The 26,304-nt window shown below is 45.5% G+C and carries 25 protein-coding genes; 6 read left to right on the forward strand and 19 right to left on the reverse strand.

Going from position 1 to position 26,304, the window contains the following annotated elements:
* Positions 1-7: 7 nt before the first annotated feature.
* Positions 8-1,669 carry an FAD-dependent oxidoreductase gene (locus E2R65_RS03840; RefSeq protein WP_134335143.1) on the forward strand — a complete coding sequence of 554 codons (1,662 nt, stop codon included), beginning with the start codon at positions 8-10 and terminating at the stop codon, positions 1,667-1,669.
* Between the two features lie 81 nt (positions 1,670-1,750).
* Here the strand turns inward: E2R65_RS03840 and E2R65_RS03845 are convergent, their stop codons facing one another.
* From E2R65_RS03845 to E2R65_RS03880, 8 genes are all read right to left on the reverse strand, one after another.
* The gene (locus E2R65_RS03845; RefSeq protein WP_134335144.1) at positions 1,751-2,680 is read right to left on the reverse strand and encodes a bestrophin family protein; all 930 of its coding nucleotides are present in this window, start codon (positions 2,678-2,680) and stop codon (positions 1,751-1,753) included.
* A 20-nt stretch (positions 2,681-2,700) separates the two neighbouring features.
* Complete coding sequence (locus tag E2R65_RS03850) at positions 2,701-3,201, reverse strand: hypothetical protein (protein ID WP_134335145.1); 501 nt, start codon at positions 3,199-3,201, stop codon at positions 2,701-2,703.
* A 238-nt stretch (positions 3,202-3,439) separates the two neighbouring features.
* Positions 3,440-4,798 carry a HAMP domain-containing sensor histidine kinase gene (locus tag E2R65_RS03855; RefSeq protein WP_134335146.1) on the reverse strand — a complete coding sequence of 453 codons (1,359 nt, stop codon included), beginning with the start codon at positions 4,796-4,798 and terminating at the stop codon, positions 3,440-3,442.
* Positions 4,782-5,477: a response regulator transcription factor gene (locus tag E2R65_RS03860; protein ID WP_134335147.1), complete on the reverse strand. Its 696-nt coding sequence runs from the start codon at positions 5,475-5,477 to the stop codon at positions 4,782-4,784. Before E2R65_RS03860 ends, E2R65_RS03855 begins: the two co-directional genes overlap by 17 nt.
* Before the next feature lie 177 nt (positions 5,478-5,654).
* Positions 5,655-6,281: a LysE family translocator gene (locus E2R65_RS03865; protein WP_134335148.1), complete on the reverse strand. Its 627-nt coding sequence runs from the start codon at positions 6,279-6,281 to the stop codon at positions 5,655-5,657.
* 279 nt (positions 6,282-6,560) lie between these two features.
* Entirely contained in the window at positions 6,561-7,229 is a 669-nt protein-coding gene (locus E2R65_RS03870; RefSeq protein WP_134335149.1) for an NAD-dependent epimerase/dehydratase family protein, read from the reverse strand.
* A 165-nt stretch (positions 7,230-7,394) separates the two neighbouring features.
* Positions 7,395-8,474, reverse strand: a complete 1,080-nt coding sequence (locus E2R65_RS03875; RefSeq protein WP_134335150.1) for a lysylphosphatidylglycerol synthase transmembrane domain-containing protein — start codon at positions 8,472-8,474, stop codon at positions 7,395-7,397.
* A gap of 21 nt (positions 8,475-8,495) precedes the next feature.
* Complete coding sequence (locus E2R65_RS03880) at positions 8,496-9,914, reverse strand: alkaline phosphatase family protein (protein ID WP_134335151.1); 1,419 nt, start codon at positions 9,912-9,914, stop codon at positions 8,496-8,498.
* A 193-nt stretch (positions 9,915-10,107) separates the two neighbouring features.
* Between E2R65_RS03880 and E2R65_RS03885 the strand changes: the two genes are divergently transcribed.
* Positions 10,108-10,659 carry a hypothetical protein gene (locus tag E2R65_RS03885; RefSeq protein WP_134335152.1) on the forward strand — a complete coding sequence of 184 codons (552 nt, stop codon included), beginning with the start codon at positions 10,108-10,110 and terminating at the stop codon, positions 10,657-10,659.
* 110 nt (positions 10,660-10,769) lie between these two features.
* The gene (locus tag E2R65_RS03890) at positions 10,770-12,950 is read left to right on the forward strand and encodes a TonB-dependent receptor family protein (RefSeq protein ID WP_134335153.1); all 2,181 of its coding nucleotides are present in this window, start codon (positions 10,770-10,772) and stop codon (positions 12,948-12,950) included.
* A 182-nt stretch (positions 12,951-13,132) separates the two neighbouring features.
* Here the strand turns inward: E2R65_RS03890 and E2R65_RS03895 are convergent, their stop codons facing one another.
* The 3 genes from E2R65_RS03895 to E2R65_RS03905 form a co-directional block, all read right to left on the reverse strand.
* Complete coding sequence (locus E2R65_RS03895; RefSeq protein WP_134335154.1) at positions 13,133-13,516, reverse strand: response regulator; 384 nt, start codon at positions 13,514-13,516, stop codon at positions 13,133-13,135.
* Positions 13,517-13,634: 118 nt separating this feature from the next.
* A complete protein-coding gene (locus E2R65_RS03900; RefSeq protein WP_134335155.1) occupies positions 13,635-13,925 on the reverse strand; it encodes a putative quinol monooxygenase in 291 nt (96 codons plus the stop codon).
* Between the two features lie 551 nt (positions 13,926-14,476).
* Positions 14,477-15,058 carry a thymidine kinase gene (locus E2R65_RS03905; protein WP_134335156.1) on the reverse strand — a complete coding sequence of 194 codons (582 nt, stop codon included), beginning with the start codon at positions 15,056-15,058 and terminating at the stop codon, positions 14,477-14,479.
* A gap of 76 nt (positions 15,059-15,134) precedes the next feature.
* Here E2R65_RS03905 and E2R65_RS03910 point away from each other — a divergent pair, with 76 nt between their 5' ends.
* Entirely contained in the window at positions 15,135-16,268 is a 1,134-nt protein-coding gene (locus tag E2R65_RS03910) for a hypothetical protein (RefSeq protein ID WP_134335157.1), read from the forward strand.
* A gap of 50 nt (positions 16,269-16,318) precedes the next feature.
* On the opposite strand, the gene rodA is transcribed toward E2R65_RS03910, so the two are convergent.
* The 6 genes from rodA to purH form a co-directional block, all read right to left on the reverse strand.
* Positions 16,319-17,587 (reverse strand): rod shape-determining protein RodA, encoded by a 1,269-nt coding sequence (gene rodA, locus E2R65_RS03915; protein WP_134335158.1) that lies wholly within the window; start codon positions 17,585-17,587, stop codon positions 16,319-16,321.
* On the reverse strand, positions 17,580-19,559 hold the full coding sequence (mrdA, locus tag E2R65_RS03920) for a penicillin-binding protein 2 (RefSeq protein ID WP_134335159.1): 1,980 nt from the start codon (positions 19,557-19,559) through the stop codon (positions 17,580-17,582). Before mrdA ends, rodA begins: the two co-directional genes overlap by 8 nt.
* Positions 19,559-20,077, reverse strand: a complete 519-nt coding sequence (gene mreD, locus E2R65_RS03925; protein ID WP_134335160.1) for a rod shape-determining protein MreD — start codon at positions 20,075-20,077, stop codon at positions 19,559-19,561. The genes mrdA and mreD overlap by 1 nt, the downstream gene beginning before the upstream one ends.
* Positions 20,070-20,909, reverse strand: coding sequence for a rod shape-determining protein MreC (mreC, locus tag E2R65_RS03930; protein ID WP_134335161.1), 840 nt, complete (start codon positions 20,907-20,909; stop codon positions 20,070-20,072). The genes mreD and mreC overlap by 8 nt, the downstream gene beginning before the upstream one ends.
* An 87-nt stretch (positions 20,910-20,996) precedes the next feature.
* Positions 20,997-22,019: a rod shape-determining protein gene (locus E2R65_RS03935; RefSeq protein WP_067054626.1), complete on the reverse strand. Its 1,023-nt coding sequence runs from the start codon at positions 22,017-22,019 to the stop codon at positions 20,997-20,999.
* Positions 22,020-22,256: 237 nt separating this feature from the next.
* Entirely contained in the window at positions 22,257-23,783 is a 1,527-nt protein-coding gene (gene purH, locus E2R65_RS03940) for a bifunctional phosphoribosylaminoimidazolecarboxamide formyltransferase/IMP cyclohydrolase (protein WP_134335162.1), read from the reverse strand.
* A 263-nt stretch (positions 23,784-24,046) separates the two neighbouring features.
* Between purH and E2R65_RS03945 the strand changes: the two genes are divergently transcribed.
* Both E2R65_RS03945 and E2R65_RS03950 read left to right on the forward strand, forming a co-directional pair.
* Entirely contained in the window at positions 24,047-24,427 is a 381-nt protein-coding gene (locus E2R65_RS03945; protein ID WP_134335163.1) for a hypothetical protein, read from the forward strand.
* A gap of 49 nt (positions 24,428-24,476) precedes the next feature.
* Entirely contained in the window at positions 24,477-25,022 is a 546-nt protein-coding gene (locus E2R65_RS03950) for an STM3941 family protein (protein ID WP_134335164.1), read from the forward strand.
* Between the two features lie 48 nt (positions 25,023-25,070).
* On the opposite strand, the gene purN is transcribed toward E2R65_RS03950, so the two are convergent.
* Together purN and E2R65_RS03960 are read right to left on the reverse strand one after the other, a co-directional pair.
* Positions 25,071-25,649: a phosphoribosylglycinamide formyltransferase gene (gene purN / locus E2R65_RS03955; RefSeq protein WP_134335165.1), complete on the reverse strand. Its 579-nt coding sequence runs from the start codon at positions 25,647-25,649 to the stop codon at positions 25,071-25,073.
* Between the two features lie 56 nt (positions 25,650-25,705).
* Positions 25,706-26,197, reverse strand: a complete 492-nt coding sequence (locus E2R65_RS03960) for a lipocalin family protein (RefSeq protein WP_134335166.1) — start codon at positions 26,195-26,197, stop codon at positions 25,706-25,708.
* Positions 26,198-26,304: the final 107 nt, after the last annotated feature.

A 26,304-nucleotide genomic window follows, 5' to 3' on the forward strand; every position in this document is an offset into this window, starting at 1 on the left:
AAGCACAATGGACCAACAACCCATCATATTTGTAATTGACGATGACCAGCAGGTGCTGCGCGCCATAAGCCGCGACCTGAAGAACCATTACCGGCAGGATTACCGCATCCTGAGCACCGCATCGGTAAAAGAAGCGCTGGATAGCCTGCTGGAACTGAAAAATAAAGGCGAAGTGGTTGCCCTGTTTTTGAGCGACCAGCGCATGCCGGAAATGGAGGGCGTTGACTTTTTGTGCCGCACTACCACGTTTTTCCCTAATGCCAAGCGCGTATTGCTTACTGCCTACGCAGATACCGATGCCGCCATTAAAGCCATTAATGAAGTTAAGCTGGATTACTACCTCACCAAACCCTGGGACCCGCCCGAGGAGAAACTTTACCCCATCTTAACCGACCTGCTGGAGGACTGGCAGGGCCATTACCGGCCGGATTTTAGGGGGATAAAAGTGATAGGCTACCAGTACTCGCCCAAATCGCACGATATTAAGGAGTTCCTGTCGGGATACCTGGTGCCTTACCTTTGGATGGATGCCAACACCGAAGATGCCCAGAAAGCCATCAAACTAAACAAGCTGGATACCAAAGAATTGCCGGCTATTATTTTTGCAGACGGCACCTTGCTAAAAAACCCGCCTGTAAAAGATATTGCCGCCAAAATAGGCCTTAATCAGGAAGCCAAAAGCGATATGTACGATGTAGTGATCATCGGTGCAGGGCCGGCCGGCCTGGCGGCTTCTGTTTACGGCTCATCCGAAGGGTTAAAAACCCTGCTGATAGAAAAGAAAGCGCCCGGCGGGCAGGCAGGTACCAGTTCGCGGATAGAGAATTACCTCGGTTTCCCGGCGGGCCTTAGCGGCGCCGATCTTACCCGCAGGGCCATCACCCAGTCGGCCCGTTTCGGTACTGATTTTTTGTCGCCCCAGGCCGTAAAAGAAATTAAACTGAAAGATAATTATAAAACCCTGATACTGGATGACGGCAAAGAAGTAACAACTAAATCGGTAGTGATAACCACCGGTGTAGATTACCGCCAGCTTAACACACCCGGCATCGATAAATTTACCGGCGCGGGCATTTACTACGGCGCCGCCATGACGGAGGCCGCATCCTGCAAGGATAAGCATGTGTATGTGGTAGGCGGCGGCAATTCTGCCGGGCAGGCGGCCATGTACTTGTCTAAATTTGCCAAAGAGGTTTTTATCCTGATCAGAAAAGATAGCCTGGCGGCAACGATGTCGTCATACCTGATAGATCAGATAGGCAATGAAAGCAACATCACCCTGATGCCTTACAGCGAAATTACAGAAGCCATAGGCGATAGCAATTTACAGCAGCTTAAGATCCAGAACCTGCAAACTAAGGCGGAGAAAACACTTGAAGCGGATGCATTATACATTTTCATCGGCGCCAAACCTTATACCGACTGGCTTTGCAAAGATATCATCACCAACAACAAGGGCTTTATTGAAACCGGGCGAGACCTTAACCTTTGCCCCGATTTTGAAAAGGTTTGGAAAGGCAACCGCGACCCTTATTTATTAGAAACCAGCTGCCCCGGTATTTTTGCCGCAGGTGATGTACGCGCAGGCGCCATGAACCGTGTAGCGTCTGCCGTAGGCGAAGGCTCTATGGCCATCAGCTTTGTGCATAAATACCTGAACGAGGTATAACTATAACCCGGCAACCCGATAAAAAAAGACCGGCAGCATAACGCTGACCGGCCTTCACAGTTAAAACAAACTTAAACTTAATTACAGAATATAGAACACTTTTGATTGATTGTAAGAAGCACCTTGTGCAGGTTCTTCCTGCTTATAATTTTCGTTCAGCATTTGTTTGATATCCCGCTCGATATTGCGCGATATGGTGGTAGTTGGCGTATCTGTAGGCTTATTCTCAAACGGATCCTGCAGATGGATGGCCATGTTCTCTATCAAAAAGAACGATGAGGCAATGGCAATAACCAGCGGCACTTCTACCACACCAAAAAACTCTATCAGCCCAAAAGGCAGCAGCAACACAAACAACAGTACCGACAGATGGATGTAAACGCTGTATGTAGCCGGGAAAACCGTGTTTTTGATTCGTTCGCAGCCGCCCATCTCGTTACTAAAACGGGTAAGGGTTTCATCTATAGCCACCTGCTGATACTCATTTATCCAGCCCAGTTTATAGGCGCTGCGTAAATCGGCCCCCTGTAGTTCCAGCAAGCCTACGGGTACATTATCGTAGCGTTTTACGTGCTCCAGGTCTTCGGCACTTATCAGGCGCTCTAGCCCCTGTAAAGGGTTTTCTCTGCGTAAATGTCGGCTCAGGCTATAACACCAGGCTACCTGGCGCTTGGCCAGTTTTTCGCAAAAGGCTTTGCGCTCTTCATCGGCATAAGGGGTATCTACAAAAGTGAGTAGCTGGCGGGTTAAACTGCGGGTATCGTTTACAATTGCCCCCCAAAGGGTGCGCGCTTCCCACCACCTGTCGTAAGCCTGGTTTGATTTAAAGGCCAGCAGCAGTGATATTACCGTACCCAAAATAGTAGGCACTGCTATGGGGATAGAAATACGGGTGAAATGAAACGTGTTGTACATAATAGCAATAAGTACCGAGTACACCGTTACCAGTAACACCTCTTTTTTTATTTTCCCGAAGATATAGGTTACCGGGATATTCTCTTTTAATAACATAATGGCAGATGTTTAAAGGTTTATACTTCTGTTAACATTTCTTCGTGCTGATATACAGGGGCGGCAACTTTTTGCTGCTGCATCATGCTGGCATAATTGCCTTTTGGCGCTTTAATAACCGGCAGGCCTGCGCGCTGTATCAACAGGGCCGGGTCTACACTGTAGGCATGTATGGGGTTAAACTGGTAGCCTTCGTTATCCAGCACCATATCTACCTCGTTGGCTTCAATAAAGTTTTTGAACATGCCCAGGGTGCTGCCATACAAAAACTCTATCTTAACATTTTGGATCTGCGGGTACTGTGCACGTAAAACATTGCAGTAGCGGTAAAAATCATCGCCTACCTTTTCGTACTCGCGGCTGCGGCGGCTCAGGGTGATCACGTCGCTAAAAGAGTCGGACAGTTTAAAAACGTGTACAAATATCAGGTTAAGTTCTTCACCTTTAAATTTACGGCAAACGGCATGGATACAATCTATTGATGCCGCCTGGTAGTCGGTTGGGATGAGTATGTTTTTCATGGGTAGCTATTTAATAAGTTAAACTTTAGTTAGTTGCTTATTACAATACTACCTTACACTCATTAAAATGGATTAAGAGCCTTATTAGAATTTATTAATTTTTTAAAATATATTATAGTTTATAAATTTCTGATAATCAGTAAATAAACCTTTAAAGAATAGCTATATTTAATAAACAGCCCCAACTTATTAGAAAGTTATGAGAAACCGTTTGCCCGAAACGGATAAAAAGAAGCAATTAAACTGCCGGCAGCAGGATCTGGATCTCGGTACCCACCTGCTCTTCCGACCGGATGCCGATGCTGCCCTTATGCAGGCGAATGATGTTGAGCGTAAGCGGCAGGCCTATGCCGTGCCCCTTAAAATCGCCGGTATTTGAGGCACGGAAGAAGGGCTCAAAAATGTACTGCTGCTCTTGCTGCGGTATGCCTATGCCTTTATCAGAAACCTTGATAATTACCCGGCCATCCTGCGCCGTAACCTGCACGGTAACCGGGCGGTTGCTGGAGTATTTGCAGGCGTTTAACAAAATATTGCTTATTGCCAGCTGCAGCAGGTTGATGTTACCCTCGGTATATAATAAACTTTCATCATCCGGCAGGGTCGAAAAATCAATATCGATAACACTTTCGCGGTCTATCTTCCGCACCGAATCGGCAACGCCCATTACCAGTTCATCTACACGTATTTTTTGCCAGTTTTGCTTCTTACCGTCAAACCCGGTTTGCGCCAGGCCCAGCAGGCTTGCCAGGATATGGCCCAGCTTTTCTACCTCGGTTAAAATGGTTTGTACCGATTCCTTCCCTGCATCGGTAACCTTGTTGCCTTTTAGCAGCAGCTGCGTTTCGCCGCTGATAATGGTAAGCGGGGTGCGCAGCTCGTGCGAGGCGTTGCTTACAAAATTGTTCTGCGTTTCAAAGGCGGTTTCCAGCCGGGTAAGCATGTTGTTAAAGGTAAGCACCAGTTCGGCAATCTCATCTTTGCCCTTTACCTCGTCAAGCCGCATATGCAGGTTATTGGCGCTTATATTTTTTACCCGCTTAATAATGCCGCGCACCGGCTGCAGCGTATAGTATGAAAATATTTTGCCCGCGATATAAGTGAGCAGTATAAATATAAAAAAGATGATGATGAGCACCCGCTTCAGCTGCGCCAGTTCTTTAAACCCGTACGGATCATTTGCGGTAACAATTACAATATACTGTTCGCCCTGGATGTTGAACAGCCTGCCGGCATAAAAATGGTTTTGCTGCGTAAAGCGTGCCTTTTTGTTGGTTAAAATATTCTGATAAAATTCATCGGGCAGGTTTACTGCCTTACTGTATGATGGTTTTTTGGCAGTATCCAGCTTAATAATAAACTCCTGCTCGTTGGCCAGCTTCTCCAGGTAGCGCAACCGTACCTGTTTGTAGGCGGCCGACTCTTTATCGGGGTGGATATTAGTTTCGGCGGTGAGGTTAACACGCGCTTCTAAACGCTTAAAAAAATCTTCAAAGTTAAAGTCGGATACAAAATAAAAGATGGAAGCGTTAAGCAGTACCAACCCAATGGTAGAGATCACAACAAACAGTAAGGTTATTTTAGTTTGGAGTTTCATCGCCGTTTTCCTTAAACATGTAACCCATGCCAAAAACCGTATGTATCAGCTTAACATCGTAACCGTTATCTACTTTTTTGCGCAGATAATTAACATATACATCCACTACGTTAGTGCCCATGTTAAAATCAATATCCCATACGTTCTCCAGGATCTGGATGCGCGACAGCACCATGTTGCGGTTGCGGGCAAAGTACTCCAGCAAATGATACTCGGTAGCGGTAAGAGAAATTCCCTTGCCGCCGCGCCTGGCCGTTTTAGATACGGTATCTATTTCCAGATCGGCAATGGTTATGACATTTTTGGGGGCGCTGCCTGCCTTGCTGCGGCGCACCAGGGTACGTATCCTGGCTTCCAGCTCGGCAAATTTAAAGGGCTTGGCCAGGTAATCGTCGGCACCGCTGTTAAGGCCGGTCACCACATTTTCGGTACTGTTAAGCGCCGTCAGCATCAGTATGGCAACGCTGTCGTCCTGCTTACGTACTTCTTTGCAAACCTGTATCCCATTCATGCCCGGCAGCATAATATCCAGCAAAATAATATCAAATTTATGGGCACGGGCCATATCCAGCCCCATAATGCCATCGGCGGCAACACTTACCTCCATGCCGGCATCATTAAGGCCACGCACAATTACCGATACCAGGCCCGGTTCATCTTCAACAAGCAATACTTTCATTCAGACGGATTTACGCAAAACAGAACCACAAGCCCAAATTAAATGTTTTAACTTATTTACCCGCGTTAAATTTAAATAAACAGTTATTATTATTTAAACAAGCCAATATCCGGCTAAACTTTGCTTTTGGATAATAACCCCCTGCTCTAAAAAATACGGTTAGGAATTATTTGCCGGCTACCTTTTAGTAAGGGCTACCTTTACGCCCATCAGTATAAAAACAGCACCCGAAAACTTGTTTAGCCACATCCCGATAGCCGGGGTTGATTGCAGCTTATGAGAAAAAGACCCGGCAAATAAGGTGAGTATGGTAAACCACAACAAGCCTATCAGCGCGTAAGTTGCACCTAAAATAATAAACGGCAACGCATTGTGCATATAAACCGGCTGAATAAACTGCGGAAAAAAAGCCAGAAAAAAAATAGCTACCTTGGGGTTTAACGTATTAGTGATCACCGCAGATAAATAGGTTTTTTTAACCGATACCGGCTGGGGCCGGCTTTCTGCTGTAACCATATTTTCACTGGTAAACAGCTTGCTAAACCCAAGATAAATAAGATAAGCAGCGCCAAGATATTTTACGATACTAAAGGCAGTAGCCGACTGCGCCAAGATAAGCGAAAGGCCAAACGCAGCAAAAGTGGTATGCACCAGCACCCCGGTTGTAATACCCAATGTTGAATACAAACCCCATTTTTTACCCTGGGCAATTAATTTATTCAGGATAAAGATCGTATCGATACCCGGAGAAAGAATGAAAAGTAATGATGTTATACAAAAGGTTGTGAAGTTAATAATGCCCATTTACAAAGATAGCTAATTACAGAAAACCAATTACTGTGTACTGCCTTCCCTTTAAGTTCGGTGGCTTAAACTTTAACTTCCCCTTAAAACTAATAAAGTGCAAAGCACTGCTGCTTTGCACTTTACATCCCCCCAAAATTGATCAGGTGATATCCGAAAAACTTTGTAATAACAGGATAAGGTTTAGGTTGTAATTAAAACATTACTAATATACATCCATCTGTAACATTCTTTAAGGTTGTAAAGAGCCTTTTTATAGGGTGATTTCACCCTTGCCGATTATACACTTTTAGAAAGCGTTATGATATCCTTCCCTGCTATAACCTGTTTATTATAGCCTTGCAAGGTAACCTGCACCATGGCTGCGGCAAGTTCCTGCAATGTTATAAAGCCGGCGGGGAAAAGCTTACGCCCAACCGGGAAAAGCCAGTTGATATATTTGTAAAAATTATGCGTTTTGGTTAAGCCCTTTATTGGTTTAATAAAACCCGGCCTGAATGCAAATACCTGTTTAAAAGGCAGCTTCATCAGGTCGTTTTCGGTTTTGCCTTTTACAGCCGCCCAGCCGGTGCCTTTTTCTTTGCTATCGGTACCCGCGCCGGATACATAACAAAAGGTCATATCCGGGTTTAGCGCTGCCAGTGTTTGGGCAACAACCATGGTAAGCAAATAAGTGGTTTTGTAATAATCATCCTTACTTACCCCTACCGATGAAATGCCCAGGCAAAAGTAGCAGGCATTATAACCAACCAGTTCATCTTCAACCGGCAGCAAATTATAAAAATCGGCATGCACTATCTCTTTAAGTTTTGGGTGGCTGTAGCCCGATGATTTGCGGTTAATGATCAGTACGGCCTCTACAGCGGGGTTTTGCAGGCATTGATGCATCACACCCTCGCCTACCATGCCGGTAGTGCCTGTTATTATTACCCTGATAGGTTTGCTCATTATACTACTAATACAAATGCCACACCTTAAAGTTTTAATGCGGTTTAAGGCAGTAAGGTTACAATAACCATAAGGCCTTGCCGGTGCAGCATTGCAGGCATGTTATGCGCAAGTACAGCATGCTTTTGATAAAAAAGCAACTGTATAGCAGTAATTAAGCCGCTACTATGATTTTTTCATGGTTTGTTTGCGCAGCAGGTTAAGCACCACGCCAGCCCCTATCAACGCCGGGAAAAACAACAGGAACGAGCGCTGCAGCAAAGTAAAAATAGGTACCAATGCTTTAGGAACGATCTTACCGAACAGCGATGCTATAAATACTTCGGCAAAGCCGCTGCCGCCGGGGCTTGGTGCAAAGTAGATCATAAACTGGATCAGTACCTGGATAGAGATCACCTGCACCAGATTGGCATTTACGCCCAGGCCCATTAATATTACCCACTGCATGCAATACTTATTAAGGTACAATAAAGTAGTAATAACCAAACTGAGCGGGAACAGGAACGGATGCTTGCGGATAATAACACTACAGGTTTGCTGGTACTTGCTGATGCTTTGGAAAGAGTTGTCGGCCCATTTGGTGAGGGCGGCTTTCTTTTTCGGGAAGATCTTAGATAACCCGGCAGCTATTTTTTTAATGATGGTGCCCACCAGAAGCGGTTTCCAGAAAGCCAGCAAAAAGGCCATTAAAAACAGCAGAAAAAAGCTAAAGCCATATTTAAGCATGGCCGGTACTATGCTGCCCACTTCGGTAGTATCCATTAACATAATGGCTACAAAACCGGCCAGCGGCATAAAAATAAGTGTTGCCCCCAGGTTTATCAGCGTAACCGCAAACGAATCAATAAAGGTTACCCCGTTACTGGTATAAACAAATATTTGCGCCGGGCCTGCGCCGCCATGTGCCGGGGTTACCGCCCCCATAAACATGTTGGCCACATTGGCCTTAAAACTAACCCAATGCGATACACCGGGCGCCATTTTACGGATGTAGATATGGTTACGCCAGCTGCCCAGCATCAAATCAACAAAAAGCATTACCAGGCAAATAGCAATGTATTTATAGGATATGCTTGATAAAGCCTTAAGGGTATCGCCTGTGTTGGTGTAAAAAAACACCGCTGCAATAGTACCCACCGTTATCAGCGCGAACCAGAAAGTCCCTTTGATGATAACCTTTTTATTGAATACTGCTTTAGCTTCCTGCTTTTCGGGCTCGTTGGTTTGCCGGGTAGTTGGTGTCATTTACGCTTTAACGGTATATAATTAAAATAAGGGCTCGCCCTCTGATGCTTTTGGGGTGATCCCTTTCCATTTCAGGATACTATCAAACAGATCTGCAGTGCGCATAGGTTTTTCGTCCCAGCCTTTTTGGTTGTATATCATAGGCACGTGTATATGATACCTATGTAACGAACCATGCGAACCTTTATGTTCCGGGTACTCCCAAAAATCGCGCAGATCATAACCCAAACTCGCGCTGATCACGATATCCCCCGCCCTGCGGCTCCGGAATAGCTGATAGATCTGGAAAATGGCATCCGGATAATCGGTATCAAAAGTTTTAGCCAATATTTCGCGATGCCCTATGGCTTGTATCTTACCGCCGTATTTTAATACATCAGCTGTAACCGGCTCGTAAGTAAATTCATCACCCGTAACAGATATACTGGCCTTGCCAGTTTTATTATGCAAAATAAAGGTTTGCTCATCATTGCCACGGTATATGGCAAAATCAACTGCAGGCTCATTCAGCAAAAGTGTTAATCTATCCGCCCCCATCGCTTCCATAATACCCTGCTCGCGCAAAACATGATCGCCGGGGTGGTTCAAAAAATGGATACTGCCGAATGAATTACCGGATATCATTACCGCACATTTCGGGTTGCTCTTCCATATCACCGGGTAATATACCGATTTTAATCCGTGGTTGGTCATCCAGTCGGCCAGGTCAAGGTGTTGGGTGGTTGGGGTAAGGCCGTGGTCGGATGTCATGATAAAAAGGGTGTCTTTCCATTTGCCCTGTTCCTCCAGCTTTGCCCTAACTTCGCCCAGGCTGTTATCAGCAATTTTATAAGCCTCAATGGTACGTGCATCACGTATGTGGTGGTAATGCGAATCCCAGTCTACACTAGGGAATACCGCAAACAAAAAATCAAAATCCTTACCGGAATTGATCATCTCCATAATACGCTGATGGCCCTGTATATCTACGGGATGATGGCGCAGTTTAAAATGTGCACGGGTATATAATAAACCTTTACCTTTTTTACCCAGATCGTATTCATCGGGCACGCTGCGGGTTATCATGTTATACAGGTTGTACGATTCGCCCATTAGTTCAAACAGCGTGGGTTTATCGGCGGGCATATCGGTATTAAACCAGGCCGCTTCGGGGCCGCAATAGCTGCGCATAGCCATCTTGTTGAGGCGGCTGCGCTTAAACTCTTTTTTATCAAACCAGCGGATGCCGGTGATACCCATAGTGCCGGGGAAATGACCGGTTAAAAACGGCAGGTACGCCGGCCCCGTGGTAGACGGGAAACAGGTAGTAGCCTTGCGGTAAGTGCCTTCGTCAATTATTCGTTTAATATTTGGCAGATGGCCTTGTTCAATCAGTTCTGGTAAAACTTCGCTGTGGGCGCCGTCAACTAAGTAAAATAGCACACGCTTTTTGCTTTGCATCAATAGTAGATATTATAAAACGGCGTTTCAGCTTATGCCAAGGCCTTAATTAAGTATTGTTTGTAACCGTAAAATAAGCAAATAAATATTAATTTTTAAGCTTGTAGTTTAACTTTTACATCAACTTTTAAAATGCAGCAGTAGTATATGTTATTAATTTTTTATTTAAAATTGCAACAGCACGCCCACCACTTTGAAACGACTGTTCGCCATATTTTTGCTTGTGATCCACTTTTTTAACTGGGGTGGATACATGCTGCTGCAAAATTACATGGTTGAACGAGCCGACAGGCACATGAACGACCTGATAAGCCACAACCTTTATAACCCGAATGCGCTTATAGAACTAAAGGTAAAACAAAACCTGCCGGGCATCAGCGAATGGGCCGATTACAAAAACGTAAGCGGGTCTATCCAGCTAAAAAATGCCTGTTACAACTACGTTAAGCTAAAATTTACCCGGGATACGCTTTACGTAATGTGTGTGCCCAATTACGAAAAAACAAAACTGATAGACAACAACGTTATCTACGCCAAACAGATAAACGATATCCCCACAAATAAAAAGGCAAACGATACCACTGCTAAAAAAGGCGGTGCCGATAGTAAGTACGATCATCCGCAGCTGGTTATTAGCTTTTTATGGTTTGAGAGTTTCCCGCCGCAGGGTGCGGCTAAAGTTTATACGCTTAATGCCCCGCCATTTATCCCGGTACCGGGCCAGCCGCCGCAAGTTATAGGTTAAGCCTTCATTTTACAGCATCGTATTTTAAAACCCGCCAAAGCATAATACTGCTTTTGTGCGGATGCTGTTTTATTTAACCGTTAATTTTCTATTTTTTTACAGTATTATTCATGAAACATCTACACAAAACCCTGTTAACAACGGTTATTACTATCTGCGTTTACCAGGCCCAAGCCCAAACTACAAGCAAAGACACCCTGAAACTGGATAGCGTTATCGTTAAAGAATCGCGCAGCAAAAACCTGCCCGATGTATCCGGCGCCTATATCTTCTCGGGCAAAAAAACCAATATTATTTACGTCGACCCGGGCAAGGCAAACCTGGCCGGTAATAATGCCCGCACCCTGTTTTCGCAGGTACCGGGCATCAACGTTTGGGAAATGGATGGAGCGGGCCTGCAGCTAAACATTGGCACCCGCGGTACCGATATGCATCGTTCTATAGAAACCAACATCCGCCAGAATGGCTACAACACCAACTCGGATGTTGTGGGTTATCCCGAAAACCATTACAACATGCCATTCCAGGCCATTGGCGAGGTGCAGTATGTACGTGGCGCATCATCTTTGCAATTTGGCAGCCAGTTTGGCGGCATGGTAAACTTTAAAATTAAACAGCCCGATACCACCAAAACCTTCGGTTTAGAGAGCGAGCAAACCACAGGCAGCAACCGTTTTTTCAATTCATACAACGCCATTGGCGGTAAAATAGGCAAGGTAAGCTATTACGCCTATTTTGATGCCCGCAGCGGCGACGGCTGGCGGCCGGATGCTGCGTTTAATTATCATGCTTATTATACCAACATCAAGTACCAGTTCAATACCAAAGGCAGCCTGTCGTTCCAGTTCTCGCGGTCAGATTATGTGCAGCAAATTGCAGGCGGCTTAACCGATGATATGTATAATGCCACCAGCAGGCAATCTAACCGTTTCCGTAACTTTTTTAAACCGGCCATCAACATCCCGGCAATATTGTTTAACTATAATTTTAGCAACAATACCCGCTTAGAGGTTACATCGCATACGCTTTTTGGCGAGCGCAGCAGTGTGCAGTTCATCGCGCCATCAAACGTGGCAGATGTGGTGAACCCTGCCCTGGGCACCTACAACCCGCGCCAGGTAGACCGCGACCATTACAAAAGCTTTACCACCGAAGCACGCTTATTGCATAGCTATAAATTGGGCAGCCTTTACAGCACGCTTGCCACCGGTTTAAGATATGCCGACGGATCTACCCATCGCCAGCAAAAAGGCGTGGGTACCACAGCCGGCGATTTTGATTTAAGCCTGACCAAAGATTACGGTATAGACCTGGACCTGAATGCCATTAACTACGCCGTATTTGCCGAAAACCTTTTCCGCATCACCAACAAATTTTCGGTTACGCCGGGTGTGCGCTACGAGGTTATCAAAACAACTATTGATGGTGTGGTAAACAACCGCAGCACCCATGTAGCTTACAACCGTAACCGCAGTTTCCCGTTGTTTGGCACCGGCCTGCAGTATCAGGTAAGCAGCACTACTCAGCTTTACGGAAACTTTTCGCAGGCATACCGACCCTACATTTACGCAGCCGTTACCCCTGCCGACCAGCTTACCCTGGTTGATCCGAATATGAAAGATAGCAAGGGCTATAATGCCGACCTGGGCTATCGCGGTAAGATAGGCCAGGCACTTACGTTTGATGTAAACGGCTTTTTTGTGCACTATGGTAACCGCGCAGGTACCTTAACCGTACAGGATGCCGGCGGGGTAAATCATTTATATTTAACAACTATTGGTAATGCCAATGCAAAAGGTATCGAGGCTTATACCGAACTATCGCTGATCCGTGGTTTTAACCCGCAATCGGGCACAGACTTGCGTTTGTTTAACACCCTGGCCTATACCCATGCCAGGTACACCACCGGCAGCATCAATAATAACGGCACAAACGTTAGCCTGGCGGGCCATAAAATTGAAGGCACACCGGATTGGACCAACCGCACCGGCCTTACCTATTTAACCGGCCACATAACCGGCACGGTTTTATTGAGCTATGTAAGCAAACAGTTTAGCGACGCCAATAACACCACCTTTAACCCAACAGGTGCAACAGGTATTGTACCGGCCTACAAACTGGTAGACCTGGCGTTTAACTATCGCTTCCTTAAAAACTATCATGTTAACCTGAACATCAATAACCTAACCGACCAAAAATACTTTACACGCCGTATCAACATGTACCCCGGCCCCGGTATTTTACCCGGCAACGGCATCACTTTTAACATTGGCCTGGGCGTAAAATTGTAACCCTCCGTGCAGATGTGCAGATGTGCAGATGTGCAGATGTGCAGATGTGCAGATGTGCAGATGTGCAGATGTGCAGATGTGCAGATGTGCAGATGTGCAGATGTGCAGATGTGCAGATAAATAACAAAGCCCAACTTTAAAAAAGTTGGGCTTTGTTATTTATCTGCTTTTAAAATCACTCTTCAGGAGGTCGTGGGGCTTTCGGTATGTTTTTTTACGATGGCAAACAAGGTTTCCAGATCGAAAGGTTTTTTAAGATATCCGTCTGATAAACCTTCTTTGGCTATTTCGGCAACATTGCTTACTGCCGATACAATAATAACCGGGATATGGCTTGTTTCGGGGTTGGTTTTTAACTCCTTGCTTAATTGCTGCCCATTGGCATCACTCATCCATTCGGTAAGCCAGTTATCAAGCAGTATCAGGTCGGGCTTATGGTAGTCTAACAATTTTAATATTCTTGAATGTTCTGATGATATCACTTCGTAACCTTCACTTTGTAACGCATAAGTAACCGTATCTCTTATATCTTTATCATCTTCAATAATCAAAATTTTCTTAGCCATAGTTTGTGTAAGTATTAATTCCTTATTAACCCGATATGTAAAAACCAATGTAAAATTGCCTTTTAGTTATAACAGTAAATTATAAATATTGTTTATGCAGGCGCAGGCAAAACCTGCGTTATATCAGCCGTGTGAGTATTTTTACATCTGCGGGGGTTTCCAGCAAAGCAGGCGATATATGCACAAAGTACTTATAATGCGCCGTTTCCATATGCCTGCTTAAAGCATCTTCATCGGCCCATTCTTCTTCAATCACATACTTGGTGGGTTCATCTTTATACTGGTATAACTCGTAGGCTATACAGCCCTGTTCTTTCAGCGATGTTTCAATCAGTTTCTTCAATTCGGTATCAAACGCTCCCTCTGCATCTTTTTTGCAGTGTATGGAGGAAAGTAAGCTAATGCTCATGGCGGATCTTTTAATAAACTAACCTTAAAAGGCCGTTTATTGTTTATATATCGATTGTAAATTTTACCGCAAAGTTTACCTACTATGGAAAGAGGGTTGAAAAATAATTCCTAACCCTCTTTGCGCAGCAGAGAGGGTCGACCACCGCAGCGTGGTCGGGGTGAGTTAACTAACCAAGCAGGCGATTACCCAAGCGGCGATTTCACTCACCCCGCGGAACTCCGTGCGCGACCCTCTCTTCGCCTGCGGCGGAAAGAGAGTAAAAAAAATAATTCCTAACCCTCTTTGCGCAGCAGAGAGGGTCGACCAGCGCAGCGTGGTCGGCGTGAGTTAACTAACAAAGCAGGTGATCTTGCCAGGCGGCGATTTACTCACCCCGCGGCACTCCGTGCGCGACCCTCTCTTCGCCTGCGGCGTAAAGAGGGTAAAAAAAATAATTACTAACCCTCTTTGCGCAGCAGAGAGGGTCGACCAGCGTAGCGTAGTCGGGGTGAGTTAACTAACAAAGCAGGCGATTACCCAAGGCGGCGATTGTACTCACCCCGGGCAGGTTATATCTGCCCGTCCAGGTTAAAGCAATTACGGCAGCGGGCTTCGTAACTTTCTTTTTCGCCTAAAAGTATCTGACTTTCGTTGGGTACCAGGCGATAAGAGTACATGGCCTGCTGGCCGCATTTTACGCACACGGCGTGCAGTTTGGTAACCGAGTCGGCTATGGCCATCAATTGCGGCATGGCGCCAAAAGGGCGGCCTTTAAAATCCATATCCAGGCCGGCTATTATTACACGTACACCACTATTGGCCAGGGTTTGGCAAACCTGCGGCAGGCCGTCGTCAAAAAACTGGGCTTCGTCAATACCCACCACCTGAATGTGGCCCGCCAGCGGCAAAATTTCTGCCGATGCAGCCACCGTTTTAGAAGGGATAGAATTAAGATTATGCGATACCAGGGCGCTTTTATCATAGCGGGTATCGGCTACGGGGCTAAAAATTTCAACATTTACTTTAGCGATCCGCGCGCGGTTAACCCGCCTGATCAGCTCTTCGGTTTTGCCCGAAAACATTGACCCACAGACCACTTCAATACTCCCTCCAATCTCATTCCTCCTTTTAAAAACTTCCTCGGTGTACAAATCTCAAAACTTTAGTGAAGGGCTAATATCAGAATTTTATGCTATTTTTGGTAAGCAATTTCCTAACATTAAAGCCATGAAGCAGCAGGAGGTATTTAGAAAGACCGGCGAAATACTAAAAGAACTTAGCGACCAATATCAGGATCTGAAAAACACTGCAGACAACCTGAACGACCTGGAACTTGAACTGTTTATTGCCAATGCCCACTTTTTAATAGACCATGCCGAAATTTTAAGAAAACTGAACCTGCAGCGTGCGCAGCTGCAACACACCCTGCCCCCGCACGTTGAAGAGAAAAAGCTTGAGTTACCAAAACCGGCAGAGCCAAGGCCCGAACCTGCCAGACTTGTGGCGGAAGAGAAAAAATTTGATTTGCTAAAACCGGCAGAACTAAGGCCGCAAAACCTGAAACCCTTAACTGAAGAAGTAAAAAAGCCCAATAATACCGGCGAGCCTAAATATTTTGAGCCACTTGTGCAGCAGGCAAAGCCTGTAATAGAGCGCACACCATTTAAACCGGCACCGCCCAAGCCCATAAAAATTGATATTACCCCGGTTGCCGATGAGCAGCCTTCCCCGCAGATAGACCTGAGCACGGGTACCGGCAGCGATAGCTATTCGTTTGAGCGGCAGGAGCCCGAGATCATTAAACATAAATTGATTTTGGATGAAGCCGATGACTGGGGGGACGAAGAAGATGCACCGGAAGCACGTGCTGCCGCGCCCGAAAACAAGGCCGGCAACAACCCCGTAGTTACGATGGAAAACATCCTCGACGGAGAGATCATTAACACGGATGATGAAACGCAGGAGCCAAACATTGTACCTGCCAACCCCGAGCCGGTGATTGATAACACCCCGAAAGTGAAGGCCGATGAACCGGTAAAAGAAGAAAAAGTACTTACGCTAAATCAGCGGATGTCTGCACAGTTGAGGGGGAGCCTCAACACCCATACAGAGCCTGCCGAAGCGCCCATAAAAGATATGAAAGCGGCCATCAGCCTGAATGATAAAATGCTTTTTGTGAAAGACCTGTTTAACGGCTACAGCCTGGCCTACAGCGAAGCTATTGAGATAGTGAATCGCTTTACCAACTTTGAAGAAGCCGACCGTTTCCTGAAAACCAACTACGTTACCAAAAATAATTGGGAAGGCAAAAAAGCCACCATGGATAAGTTTTACGCTTTGCTAAAAAGGCGTTATGCGTAGCATCAGGCATAACTCGTTACTGCAATAATAATACAGCATTAAAAAGGCCATTAGGCGTGATTGATGCCCATGCGGTTAGAGTCCAGCTTAAGCAGGATGAACAGCAGGATGGTAAAACTCCATAACGAACTACCGCCATAACTAATGAACGGCAGCGGGATCCCGATAACCGGCATATAACCAATAGCCATTGCTATATTGATAATAACGTGGCAAAAGATGATAGAAGCCACCCCATAACCGTAAATACGCGAGAATGGCGCACGCTGCCGCTCGGCTATCAGAATAATGCGCAGCAGCAAAAAAAGATATAAGCCCAGCACCGTTACCGAGCCTGCAAAGCCCCACTCCTCGCCTATGGTACAAAAAATAAAATCGGTACTTTGCGCAGGTACGAATGCATATTTGGTTTGTGTGCCCTGTAAATAACCTTTGCCCCAAACCCGGCCCGAGCCAATGGCAATGATGGATTGGTTTTGATTATACCCCACATGTTTTTTATCCTGCGACAGGCCAAGCACCACATCTATCCTGTCGCGCTGGTGTTTTTTAAGGCCTTTGTTGTAAAGCGGCTTGGCAGCAAATATAAAGCCTATGCTGATGACAGCCCCAACAATAACTTTAAACAACAATGGCCTGTTGCGCTTAATAGATATTGCCGCCAATACGGTAACAATTATCACCGCAATTACCACATACCATTCGTTAAATATCAACGAGGTGATAAACAAGGTAATGAGTATGCCGCCAATAACAAGAAAATAGGTAGACAGGCCCTCGCGGTACAGCACAAATATAAGCGAGCAAAATACCAGGGTAGAGCCATCATCCGGCTGCATTTTGATGAGCACCATGGGCAGTAAAATAATACCGCCGGCTATCAGGAACGATTTAGGGTCGGTAACCTTTACGTTGGTAGCGCTCAGATACCTTGCCAGTAACAAACAGGTGGCAAACTTGGCAAATTCTGATGGCTGCAGCTTAAAACCGCCGCCCAGATCTATCCATGCCTGGTTGCCGCCAACCCCACGGCCCACGGCCAATACCAGTATCAGCATCAGCACCGTAACCACGTAAAGCGCAGGCGAAACTGCCGAAAGGAACCGGCTTTCTAACAACAATATCACCGTACCCAGCACCAGGCCAGTTAGTATAAAAATAAATTGCCTGCCGTAACTGGTTTCCAGATCTAAAATGCTGGGGTGGTTCTCATCAAACACCGCGGCATGAATATTGAACCAGCCAATGGTACACAGCGCCAGATAGATGAGCACCGTTATCCAGTCTACATTAAAAAAGAAACCGCGCTGGTTATTCATCGTCCCTCCTTTTTGGCAACATGGCGGTTTGTGCCGATCTTAAGGCGGCCTTTTTTACCGAATCCTGCTTTTGCTTCCTGATGGAATCTAAACTTACCTTTTTAAGGCTGTCGGCTTTTATTCTTGCTTTATCGGCAGGTTTTAAAATAATGGCGGGCAACAGGTTTTTTTCGATATAATATTCAGGGAAAATATGCGATGGCCGCTGGCTGATGCTTCCGCGTAAATATTGCTCTACAATAAAGCTGGCTATGGGTGCCGCCCAGGTACCGCCGTCGCCAGAGTTTTCTACCACCACCGCTATGGCTATCTTAGGGTTATCGCGCGGGGCGAAGGCCACAAATAACGAGTGGTTTTTACCATGCGGGTTTTGCGCCGTACCGGTTTTACCGCACATCACAATCCCCGGAATTTTTGAACCCTGCCCCGTACCGTAATCTACCACGCTTTGCATCCCGTTTATAACAGGTTCAAAATACTGAGCATCTATACCTACATAGTTTTTAACCGTGTATTCGTGTTTTATTACCTGCTTATCGCCAATGGCTTTTATCAGGTGGGGTTTATAGTAAAAACCGCGGTTGGCAATGGTAGCTTCTATATTGGCCAACTGTAAGGGCGTGGCCAGCAATTCGCCCTGGCCAATGGCCAGCGATGCTACCGTTGTAGAACGCCACCCACCCTTGTGATACATTTTATCATAATATTTGGCGGTAGGTACAAGCCCCTTGCCTTCGCTCGGGATATCTACGCCTAAGCGCTCGCCAAAGCCAAACTTATTTACGTTGGCTTTCCAGCTGGTGTAGCTGTCGTCGGTATTTTTACCGCCCTTTGCGTTAAGCACTTTGGCAAATACCATATTAAAATACCCGTTGCATGAACCGGCAATGGCACCTGCCAAATTAACGGTGCCGTGTACGTGCGTACATTTAACCCTATGGTTACCCGCCATGTAATACCCGATACAGTTATACGTATCAGATGGTTTGATGAGCCCTTCCTGCAGGCCTATCAAAGCGCTTAAGGGCTTAAACGAGGAGCCCGGCGGGTAGTATGCCTGCACCGGCCTGGTGAAAAAGGGTTTGTATGGATCTTTATAAAGTTTGGCAGCGTTGTTACCCCGCTCGCGGCCTACCAGCAGGTTGGGGTTGTAGGTGGGGCTGCTTACAAAGCATAAAATCTCGCCGGTTGATGGCTCAATGGCTACAATACTCCCCACTTTGTTGGTCATCAGCTTTTCGCCCAGTTTTTGGATCTTCATATCCAGCGACGAGATGAGGCGCTGGCCGGCTACAGCAGCAGTATCGTAAACGCCGTTGGCATAATGTCCTTTGGGGGCGTTATGCGAATCGTATATCAAATTTTGCACGCCCCGCTGCCCGCGCAATACCGTTTCGTATGATTTTTCTACGCCGGTTATCCCAACATAATCACCCGGACTATAATAACCGCCCGAGCGCTTGATGATCGCTTCTGTTGCCTCGCCTATATAACCCAGAAATTGCGCCGCGGCCGAATCCGGATAATCACGCAAACTGCGGGGCTGCGTATCAAAGCCCGGAAACTCTGACAGCCGTTCCTGGAAAGAGGCATATAACTGCGGGGCAATCTGTTTCTCGAAAACCGAAGTACGATAAGGCGAATATTTACGCGCCTTTTCCATCCGCTTATCAAAACCTGCGCGGTCTATCCCCAGTAATTTACAAAACTCAACGGTATCAAAAGCCTTTACCTGCTTGGGTACTACGGTAATGTCATAAACGGGTTCGTTCTGTACCATTATTTTACCGGTACGGTCAAGTATAGGGCCGCGCGCCGGGTACTGAATATACCGGCGGATCACATTGTTTTTGGCAAAAAGGTAATAGCGGTCATCAACTACCTGTATATAAAAAAGGCGCGCAAGTAACACCAGTATCAACACGATAAAGATGCCTGCAATAATGTACCTGCGTTCAAAAAAACTATTCATTATTTACGCTCTTTCTTTCTGAAAAATAATAAGCCAGAAACCAGCATCAAAAACACAGTAAATACCGAACTCAGTAAAAAGCGTGTTAAAGTATAGCCTATTTCATCTATCCTGAAAACCTCCAGGTTAAACAAAAAGAAATGATGGAACAGGGTTAACACAAGCGCATAGGTAAAAAACCACCTGAAACCCATAATGCTGAGGGTGGGCTCGGGCTCGTTGTCAAAACCATCTTTTTGTACCGTTATACTGATAAAAAACACCCTTACCAATGCCAGCAGTGTACATGCCGCAGCATGCAGGCCGGGGGTATCGTAAAAAGCATCTATGGTTAAGCCCAATACAAATGCCAGCGCAAAAAGCACCAGGTTAGGCGTTTCGAACGGCAGCAGCAGTATAAACAGGATGTACAGGTACGGGGTAGACAGGTTGTAAAGCGTGATGTTTTTTAACAGGAAAACCTGTAACAGCACCAGCACTACAAAGCGCACCAGGTTTATGATCAGGATCCTACTCATCGGCTTTTTTCTCCTGTGCTTCTAACGTATTTTGCTCTTGCGCAAATTTATTTATCACTACGTAAACGTACTCCAGCTTGCTAAAGTCGGTAGCCAGGGCTACTTCCATGTTCAGGAAAAAGCCGCCGCCTTTTTTGGCGTTAAGCTTACTTACCTTGCCCAAAGGTACCCCCGCCGGGAATAACGAAAGATCTGACGTAACCACCGCCTCGCCAATTTTTGGCTGCGCGTTGTTAGATACATCTATCAGCAAGCCTTTGTGCGGGTCCATATCTTCGCCCCATTCCAGGTAACCAATTTCTTTATTGGTAGCCAGCATTGCGCTAAAGCGCGAATCCTTGTGCAATAACGATTGTACAATAGCTAAATGCTCGCCCACAAAAACCACTTTGCCCACCACGCCCGCATCAGATATTACACCCATGCCTTTGGCAATACCATCTTTAGTACCCCGGCTAATGGTAAGGTAATTATTACGTTTATTTATGGAGTTATTGATCACCTTAGCCTCTACAGTTACATATTGCTGTTTGTATATGGTATCGTTAACGGTGCGCTTTGCCAGCGTATCTGCGTACTTATATGAGCGTAACTGGTTGCGCAGGGCAGCATTTTCTTTAGCCAGCCCGTCGTTCACCTCCTTTAAGCTCAGGTAACCTTTAAACTCATCGGCCCTAGCATACAGGCTGCTGCTAACCCGGTTGGTACTGTTGATAAAAGACGCCTTCTGGAAAGAATTGTACTTGATGTAGATGATAAGCGAAGCGATCTCGAAAATAAGGAACAGGAAGAATGCGTTGTACTTGGTGATAAATATCAGGAGGTTGCGCATCTTTCAGAGATTAGAGGTTTGAGATTAGAGATTAGGACCATTGAGTATAAACTAATCTCTGGTTCCTAATCTCTAATCTCTAAACAACTATTGCATTAAAAATTTAAAGTTACCTATATTTTTAAGCGCGGTGCCTGTGCCGCGTACTACGGCGCGCAGCGGGTCTTCGGCTACGTGCACGGGTAGTTTGGTTTTGGCAGCCACACGTTTATCCAGCCCGCGTAATAATGCGCCGCCGCCGGTTAAGTAAATACCTGTCTGGTAAATATCGGCAGAAAGCTCCGGCGGGGTTATCTCCAAAGCCTTCAATATCGCTTCCTCTATCTTTGAGATAGATTTATCCAGGCAATGCGCAATCTCGGTGTACGATACGGTGATCTGTTTGGGTACGCCGGTCATCAGGTCGCGGCCTTGTACGGCAAAATCTGCAGGCGGTTCAGAAAGTTCCGGAAGCGCTGCCCCTACCTCTATCTTGATTTTCTCGGCAGTACGGTCGCCGATCATGATATTGTGCTGGCGGCGGATGTATTGTACAATGTCTGAGTCGAAGTTATCCCCTGCAACGCGGATAGACTGGTCGCACACGATACCCGAAAGGGCAATAACCGCAATTTCGGTAGTACCACCACCAATATCAATGATCATGTTACCCATAGGCTCCTCTACATCGATACCAATACCTACGGCAGCAGCCATTGGTTCGTAAATAAGGTAAACCTCTTTAGCGCCTGCAATTTCGGCACTGTCACGTACGGCACGCTTCTCCACCTCGGTAATACCCGATGGGATACAGATAACCATACGCAACGATGGGAAGAACCACCCTTTACCCTGGTTTATCATTTTGATCATCCCGCGTATCATTAGCTCGGCGGCGTTAAAATCGGCAATTACACCATCCTTAAGCGGGCGCACCGTGCGGATGTTATCGTGGGTTTTACCCTCCATCTGCATCGCCTGGCGGCCAATGGCAATCACTTTATTGGTGGTGCGGTCAAACGCCACGATGGATGGCTCGTCAACAACAACTTTATCATTATGGATGATAAGGGTATTTGCCGTACCCAGATCGATAGCTATCTCTTGCGTAAAAAAATTGAATAAACCCATTTGGCGTTATTTCTATTTAGCTGGAATTTAATATTAAAACTTTTTTTGGGTGCCAAATAACACGGGCGCCGTATTCGTGTAAATTAGTAATTAATAACTCTAATTTTTAATAATTCGTATTTGTTGTTAGAGATTAGTTAACCGGAGATGAGCGATCAGTTACTAACGATTGCAAATAAACTGTACTATTTAATTTGCTGCTACTCATTTCTGATTAACTAATCTTCAAGCTCTAAATTAGTGTTTAAAATGCCTTACCCCTGTAGTAACCATGGCAATGCCTTTTTGGTTACACATATTGATAGAATCCTGATCTTTTATAGAACCGCCGGGCTGTAAAACGGCTGTGATGCCGGCATCTGCAGCAATCTCCACACAATCCGGGAAGGGGAAAAACGCATCAGATGCCATTACGGCGCCTTTCAGATCAAACCCAAAACTTTTTGCCTTGATGATGGCTTGCTTCAAGGAATCAACCCTGGAAGTTTGGCCAACGCCGCTTGCCATTAACTGGTTGTTTTTAGCAAATACAATGGTGTTTGATTTGGTATGCTTTACCACCTTGTTGGCAAAGTAAAGGTCTTTAAGCTCAGGCTCGGTTGGCTTTTTATCCGTAACCGGGTTCATTTTAGCCGGGCCTTCAACGGTGTTGTCCTTATCCTGCTCTATCACGCCGTTCAGTAAGGTTTTAAATTGCTTTAGCGGCAATTCTACCCGGTTGCGGATCAATACGATCCGGTTTTTTTTGGCCGACAGGATCTGCACGGCCTCGTCTGTAAAGGCAGGTGCGATCAGCACTTCATAAAAAATCTTGTCTATCTCTGTGGCGGTAGCCGCATCTATCTCATCATTGGCGATGATAACGCCGCCAAAGGCCGAAACCGGGTCACAGGCCAGGGCATCTATCCAGGCTTCTTTAATGAACGACCGTGTGGCAATACCGCAGGCGTTGGTATGTTTTAGTATAGCGATGGTTGGATCTGTAAACTCATCAATTAATGCAACCGCGGCATCTACATCAACCAGGTTATTGTAGGATAATTCTTTACCGTTTAGCTTGGTGAACATGGCATCCAGGTTACCATAAAAAGTGCCTTTTTGATGCGGGTTTTCGCCATAGCGCAACACCTGGCTGGTTTGAATGCTTTGTTTAAAAACAGGCATCGGCTCACTTTGGTCAAAGTACTGAAAAATGTGGGTATCGTAGTTGGATGATATATTGAATGCCTTTTGCGCAAAACGGCGGCGCTGATCAATAGTGGTGGCGCCTTGCTGCGCTTTCAGGATCTCTTCCAGTTCGCTGTAATCGTTTTTTGAAGCCAGTATCACTACATCTTTATAGTTTTTAGCGGCTGCGCGGATCAATGAGATGCCGCCGATATCGATCTTTTCGATAATATCTTCCTGGCTGGCGCCCGAGTTTACCGTTTCTTCGAAGGGATAAAGGTCAACAATCACCAGGTCAATTTCGGGTATTTCATACTGGGCAAGCTGCTGCTCGTCGCTGTCAAAACTCCTGCGGGCCAATATACCGCCAAACACCTTTGGATGCAGCGTTTTTACACGGCCGCCCAGTATAGACGGGTATGAGGTAAGATCCTCAACAGCAATAACATCAACACTAAGATCGCGGATAAAAGTTTCGGTACCACCGGTAGAATAGATCTTAACACCAAGGCGGTTCAACTCATGAATTATAGGCTCAAGGTTGTCTTTGTAATAAACAGAAATCAGCGCGTTTTTTATTTGAACAGAATGACTCATTACGACAGGGAATTTTTGAGCCGCAAAGGTACGTATTACTGATTAGAGATTAGAGGATTGTGGTTAGTTTTTTTTGGTTTGCTTTCGGCGCTTTTTAATTAGTTGTAAAAAAGGTTCATAAATGTATGTTACCTTGGTATCAGCGTATTAATTTTATTAATTCAGGGATATAACAACGGTAATCATTCAATCAAATTCGCATAGCCATCAATATTTTTGTAGCACATTTGCAGTTGCCTGCGTAATACCGTAAACTATCTTTTATGATCACTTCCTTTAAAACCTTATCACTTACTTTGTTGGTATTAGTGGGTATAAATGCCTGTCAAAAAAACAACGCCGGTAAAACGGCTGCCTTAGTTGGCAACTGGAAACTGGTGCGCACCAAAACAGGTATTGGCCCCGCCCCGGCCGGTTGGGTACCTGCAAGCGGCAACGCTACCTTTCAACCATCCGGCGTAATTGGCGGCTCGGTGTTTAACGGTTACAGTAAATACACCCTAACTGATAGCTTCAGTATAACTGTTACCGGCAACGGCGTGCAGGAACAGAAGTATTTTTACCAGCTAAAAGGCGACTCGCTAAATATGGGCAACCGGGCCTGTATCGAAGGCTGCAGCATGCAGTTTGTAAGGGTGAAGTAAAACAGTTATCTGTTGGCAGCGTTGTAGTAGCGTTACTTAATTTTCAGCAATGGATACCGAAGCAAACTATGCTATTGAAATATCTTTAAGCAAAATAAAAATGATTGCGCTGCTAACAGGTGCTTTGCTGTTTGTAGCCGCAGGGATCTGGTTTGTTAAACACCCCGAAATGTTTAGCAAAAGCCCCCTGCTAATTACAATTATAGGTTATGCATCAATTGTATTTTTTGGTGTTTGCGCCCTGTTTGTGGTTAGTAAACTTTTTGATACCAGCCCGGGTTTTGTTATTGATAGTAATGGCATTGTAGATAATTCCAGTATGTTTTCGGTAGGTTTTATTCCCTGGGTAGATATTGCCGGTTTATCAACTTTGCAGATAGGCAGGCAAAAAATGATAATGATAAAGGTGCAAGATCCCAACGGATATATTAACAGACAACCAAATGCACTTAGCCGCAGAGCAGCATCCATCAATTACAGGATGTATGGATCGCCCATAATTGTAAGTACTGCCGCCTTAAGGCATTCTTTTGAGGGTTTGTACGATAAAATAAACGAGGGCTGGCAAAAAAGCGGGGTTACAGATAGAGATTAGCGGGTAACCCTGCAACCTGATCTCTAACTTCCGGCCGCTGATCTTCCACTACGAACGCATCTTCTTCAGCAGGCTTTCTATCACCTTCGGGAAATGCTGATGCTCTAACTGCTGGCCTTTAAATTTAACCATCTCCAGGTTGTCGCCGGGCTCTATCTTAAAGCGCGACTGGTGGATCACCTCACCTTCATCAAACTCGGCATTTACAAAGTGGATGGTAATGCCCGATTCTTCCTCGCCGGCTTCCAGCACGGCTTTGTGCACATTATCGCCATACATCCCCTTGCCGCCAAATTTTGGCAACAGCGCAGGGTGCAGGTTAATGATCTTATTGGGGAATGCCGCCAGTAAGCTTTTGGGCACCAGCCATAAAAAACCGGCCAGTACAATAATATCTACCTGCAGGTTTTTCAGCAGGCTGATCACATCATCGGTATCATAAAATTCGTGGCGGGTAAATATGTGCGATGGGATCTCGAAGTTATCTGCACGCTGCAAAACGTAGGCCTGCGGGTTGTTGGTAAGTATCAACACAACTTCGGCATCGGCATTGCGCTTAAAATGCTCCATTATTTTTTGAGCATTTGACCCTGACCCTGAAGCAAAAATTGCAATTCTCTTTTTCAAAATGGCTGGTAGCTTTTGTATCGCAAAATATAAAAATTATATTAAATAATCAGCACCTAAGGCTTAATACGCACAAAACCATACCTGCGGATGGTACGCTTGTCTGTTGCGGTATAATAAGTTTGTATGTCGCCGGCTTCCAGCACTAAAGAATACTCGCCTATATTGATGATGTGCGCATTTAAAAACGGCTTGGATGTGCCCGCCATGGTGGTATCCTTAACGGTGATATCGGCGTTTAGATACAACCGGGTATCAGATAGTTGCCAGGTACCGGCTGCTGTTTGCGGCACACAATCAAAATTGGTGTAGGTACAGGTCATATCAGTTTTATTAAAAGTAAAAAACTGATCTGTATCGCATTGCAGGGTATCCAGGTCAAGCCGCGCATCGCCCAGGTAGCGCGATTCCAGTATCGAACTTAACTGCCACGTGCCTGTTGCAAACAAAGTTGGGATACTGTTTTGCTTTTCCTTTTTACAAGAGTTGGTAACAAGGGCCGTTATCAGCAAGCCGAAAAGAAAAAAGTATAATTTTTTATGCTTCATTTACGCTACAAAGATAGTTTACTTAAGCAAATTCAAAAGCCGCATTCTTATAACTGATTATATTGGCAAATATTTTGAGAGGTGTATAACAATTACATCTATCATCT

Source organism: Mucilaginibacter phyllosphaerae (assembly GCF_004378255.1).
GTDB classification, from domain to species: domain Bacteria; phylum Bacteroidota; class Bacteroidia; order Sphingobacteriales; family Sphingobacteriaceae; genus Mucilaginibacter; species Mucilaginibacter phyllosphaerae.

What these genes read in the sequence shown, in the direction of transcription:
- E2R65_RS03900 (WP_134335155.1), bottom strand. Translation starts at nt 13,925, where the DNA reads ATGAGCATTAGCTTACTTTCCTCCATACACTGCAAAAAAGATGCAGAG.
- mreD (WP_134335160.1), bottom strand. Translation starts at nt 20,077, where the DNA reads ATGAGTAGGATCCTGATCATAAACCTGGTGCGCTTTGTAGTGCTGGTG.
- E2R65_RS03865 (WP_134335148.1), bottom strand. Translation starts at nt 6,281, where the DNA reads ATGGGCATTATTAACTTCACAACCTTTTGTATAACATCATTACTTTTC.
- E2R65_RS03850 (WP_134335145.1), bottom strand. Translation starts at nt 3,201, where the DNA reads ATGAAAAACATACTCATCCCAACCGACTACCAGGCGGCATCAATAGAT.
- purH (WP_134335162.1), bottom strand. Translation starts at nt 23,783, where the DNA reads ATGAGTCATTCTGTTCAAATAAAAAACGCGCTGATTTCTGTTTATTAC.
- E2R65_RS03875 (WP_134335150.1), bottom strand. Translation starts at nt 8,474, where the DNA reads ATGACACCAACTACCCGGCAAACCAACGAGCCCGAAAAGCAGGAAGCT.
- E2R65_RS03870 (WP_134335149.1), bottom strand. Translation starts at nt 7,229, where the DNA reads ATGAGCAAACCTATCAGGGTAATAATAACAGGCACTACCGGCATGGTA.
- E2R65_RS03890 (WP_134335153.1), top strand. Translation starts at nt 10,770, where the DNA reads ATGAAACATCTACACAAAACCCTGTTAACAACGGTTATTACTATCTGC.
- E2R65_RS03840 (WP_134335143.1), top strand. Translation starts at nt 8, where the DNA reads ATGGACCAACAACCCATCATATTTGTAATTGACGATGACCAGCAGGTG.
- E2R65_RS03950 (WP_134335164.1), top strand. Translation starts at nt 24,477, where the DNA reads ATGGATACCGAAGCAAACTATGCTATTGAAATATCTTTAAGCAAAATA.
- E2R65_RS03945 (WP_134335163.1), top strand. Translation starts at nt 24,047, where the DNA reads ATGATCACTTCCTTTAAAACCTTATCACTTACTTTGTTGGTATTAGTG.
- rodA (WP_134335158.1), bottom strand. Translation starts at nt 17,587, where the DNA reads ATGAATAACCAGCGCGGTTTCTTTTTTAATGTAGACTGGATAACGGTG.
- E2R65_RS03845 (WP_134335144.1), bottom strand. Translation starts at nt 2,680, where the DNA reads ATGTTATTAAAAGAGAATATCCCGGTAACCTATATCTTCGGGAAAATA.
- E2R65_RS03935 (WP_067054626.1), bottom strand. Translation starts at nt 22,019, where the DNA reads ATGGGTTTATTCAATTTTTTTACGCAAGAGATAGCTATCGATCTGGGT.
- mrdA (WP_134335159.1), bottom strand. Translation starts at nt 19,559, where the DNA reads ATGAATAGTTTTTTTGAACGCAGGTACATTATTGCAGGCATCTTTATC.
- E2R65_RS03860 (WP_134335147.1), bottom strand. Translation starts at nt 5,477, where the DNA reads ATGAAAGTATTGCTTGTTGAAGATGAACCGGGCCTGGTATCGGTAATT.
- mreC (WP_134335161.1), bottom strand. Translation starts at nt 20,909, where the DNA reads ATGCGCAACCTCCTGATATTTATCACCAAGTACAACGCATTCTTCCTG.
- E2R65_RS03910 (WP_134335157.1), top strand. Translation starts at nt 15,135, where the DNA reads ATGAAGCAGCAGGAGGTATTTAGAAAGACCGGCGAAATACTAAAAGAA.
- E2R65_RS03960 (WP_134335166.1), bottom strand. Translation starts at nt 26,197, where the DNA reads ATGAAGCATAAAAAATTATACTTTTTTCTTTTCGGCTTGCTGATAACG.
- E2R65_RS03895 (WP_134335154.1), bottom strand. Translation starts at nt 13,516, where the DNA reads ATGGCTAAGAAAATTTTGATTATTGAAGATGATAAAGATATAAGAGAT.
- E2R65_RS03855 (WP_134335146.1), bottom strand. Translation starts at nt 4,798, where the DNA reads ATGAAACTCCAAACTAAAATAACCTTACTGTTTGTTGTGATCTCTACC.
- E2R65_RS03880 (WP_134335151.1), bottom strand. Translation starts at nt 9,914, where the DNA reads ATGCAAAGCAAAAAGCGTGTGCTATTTTACTTAGTTGACGGCGCCCAC.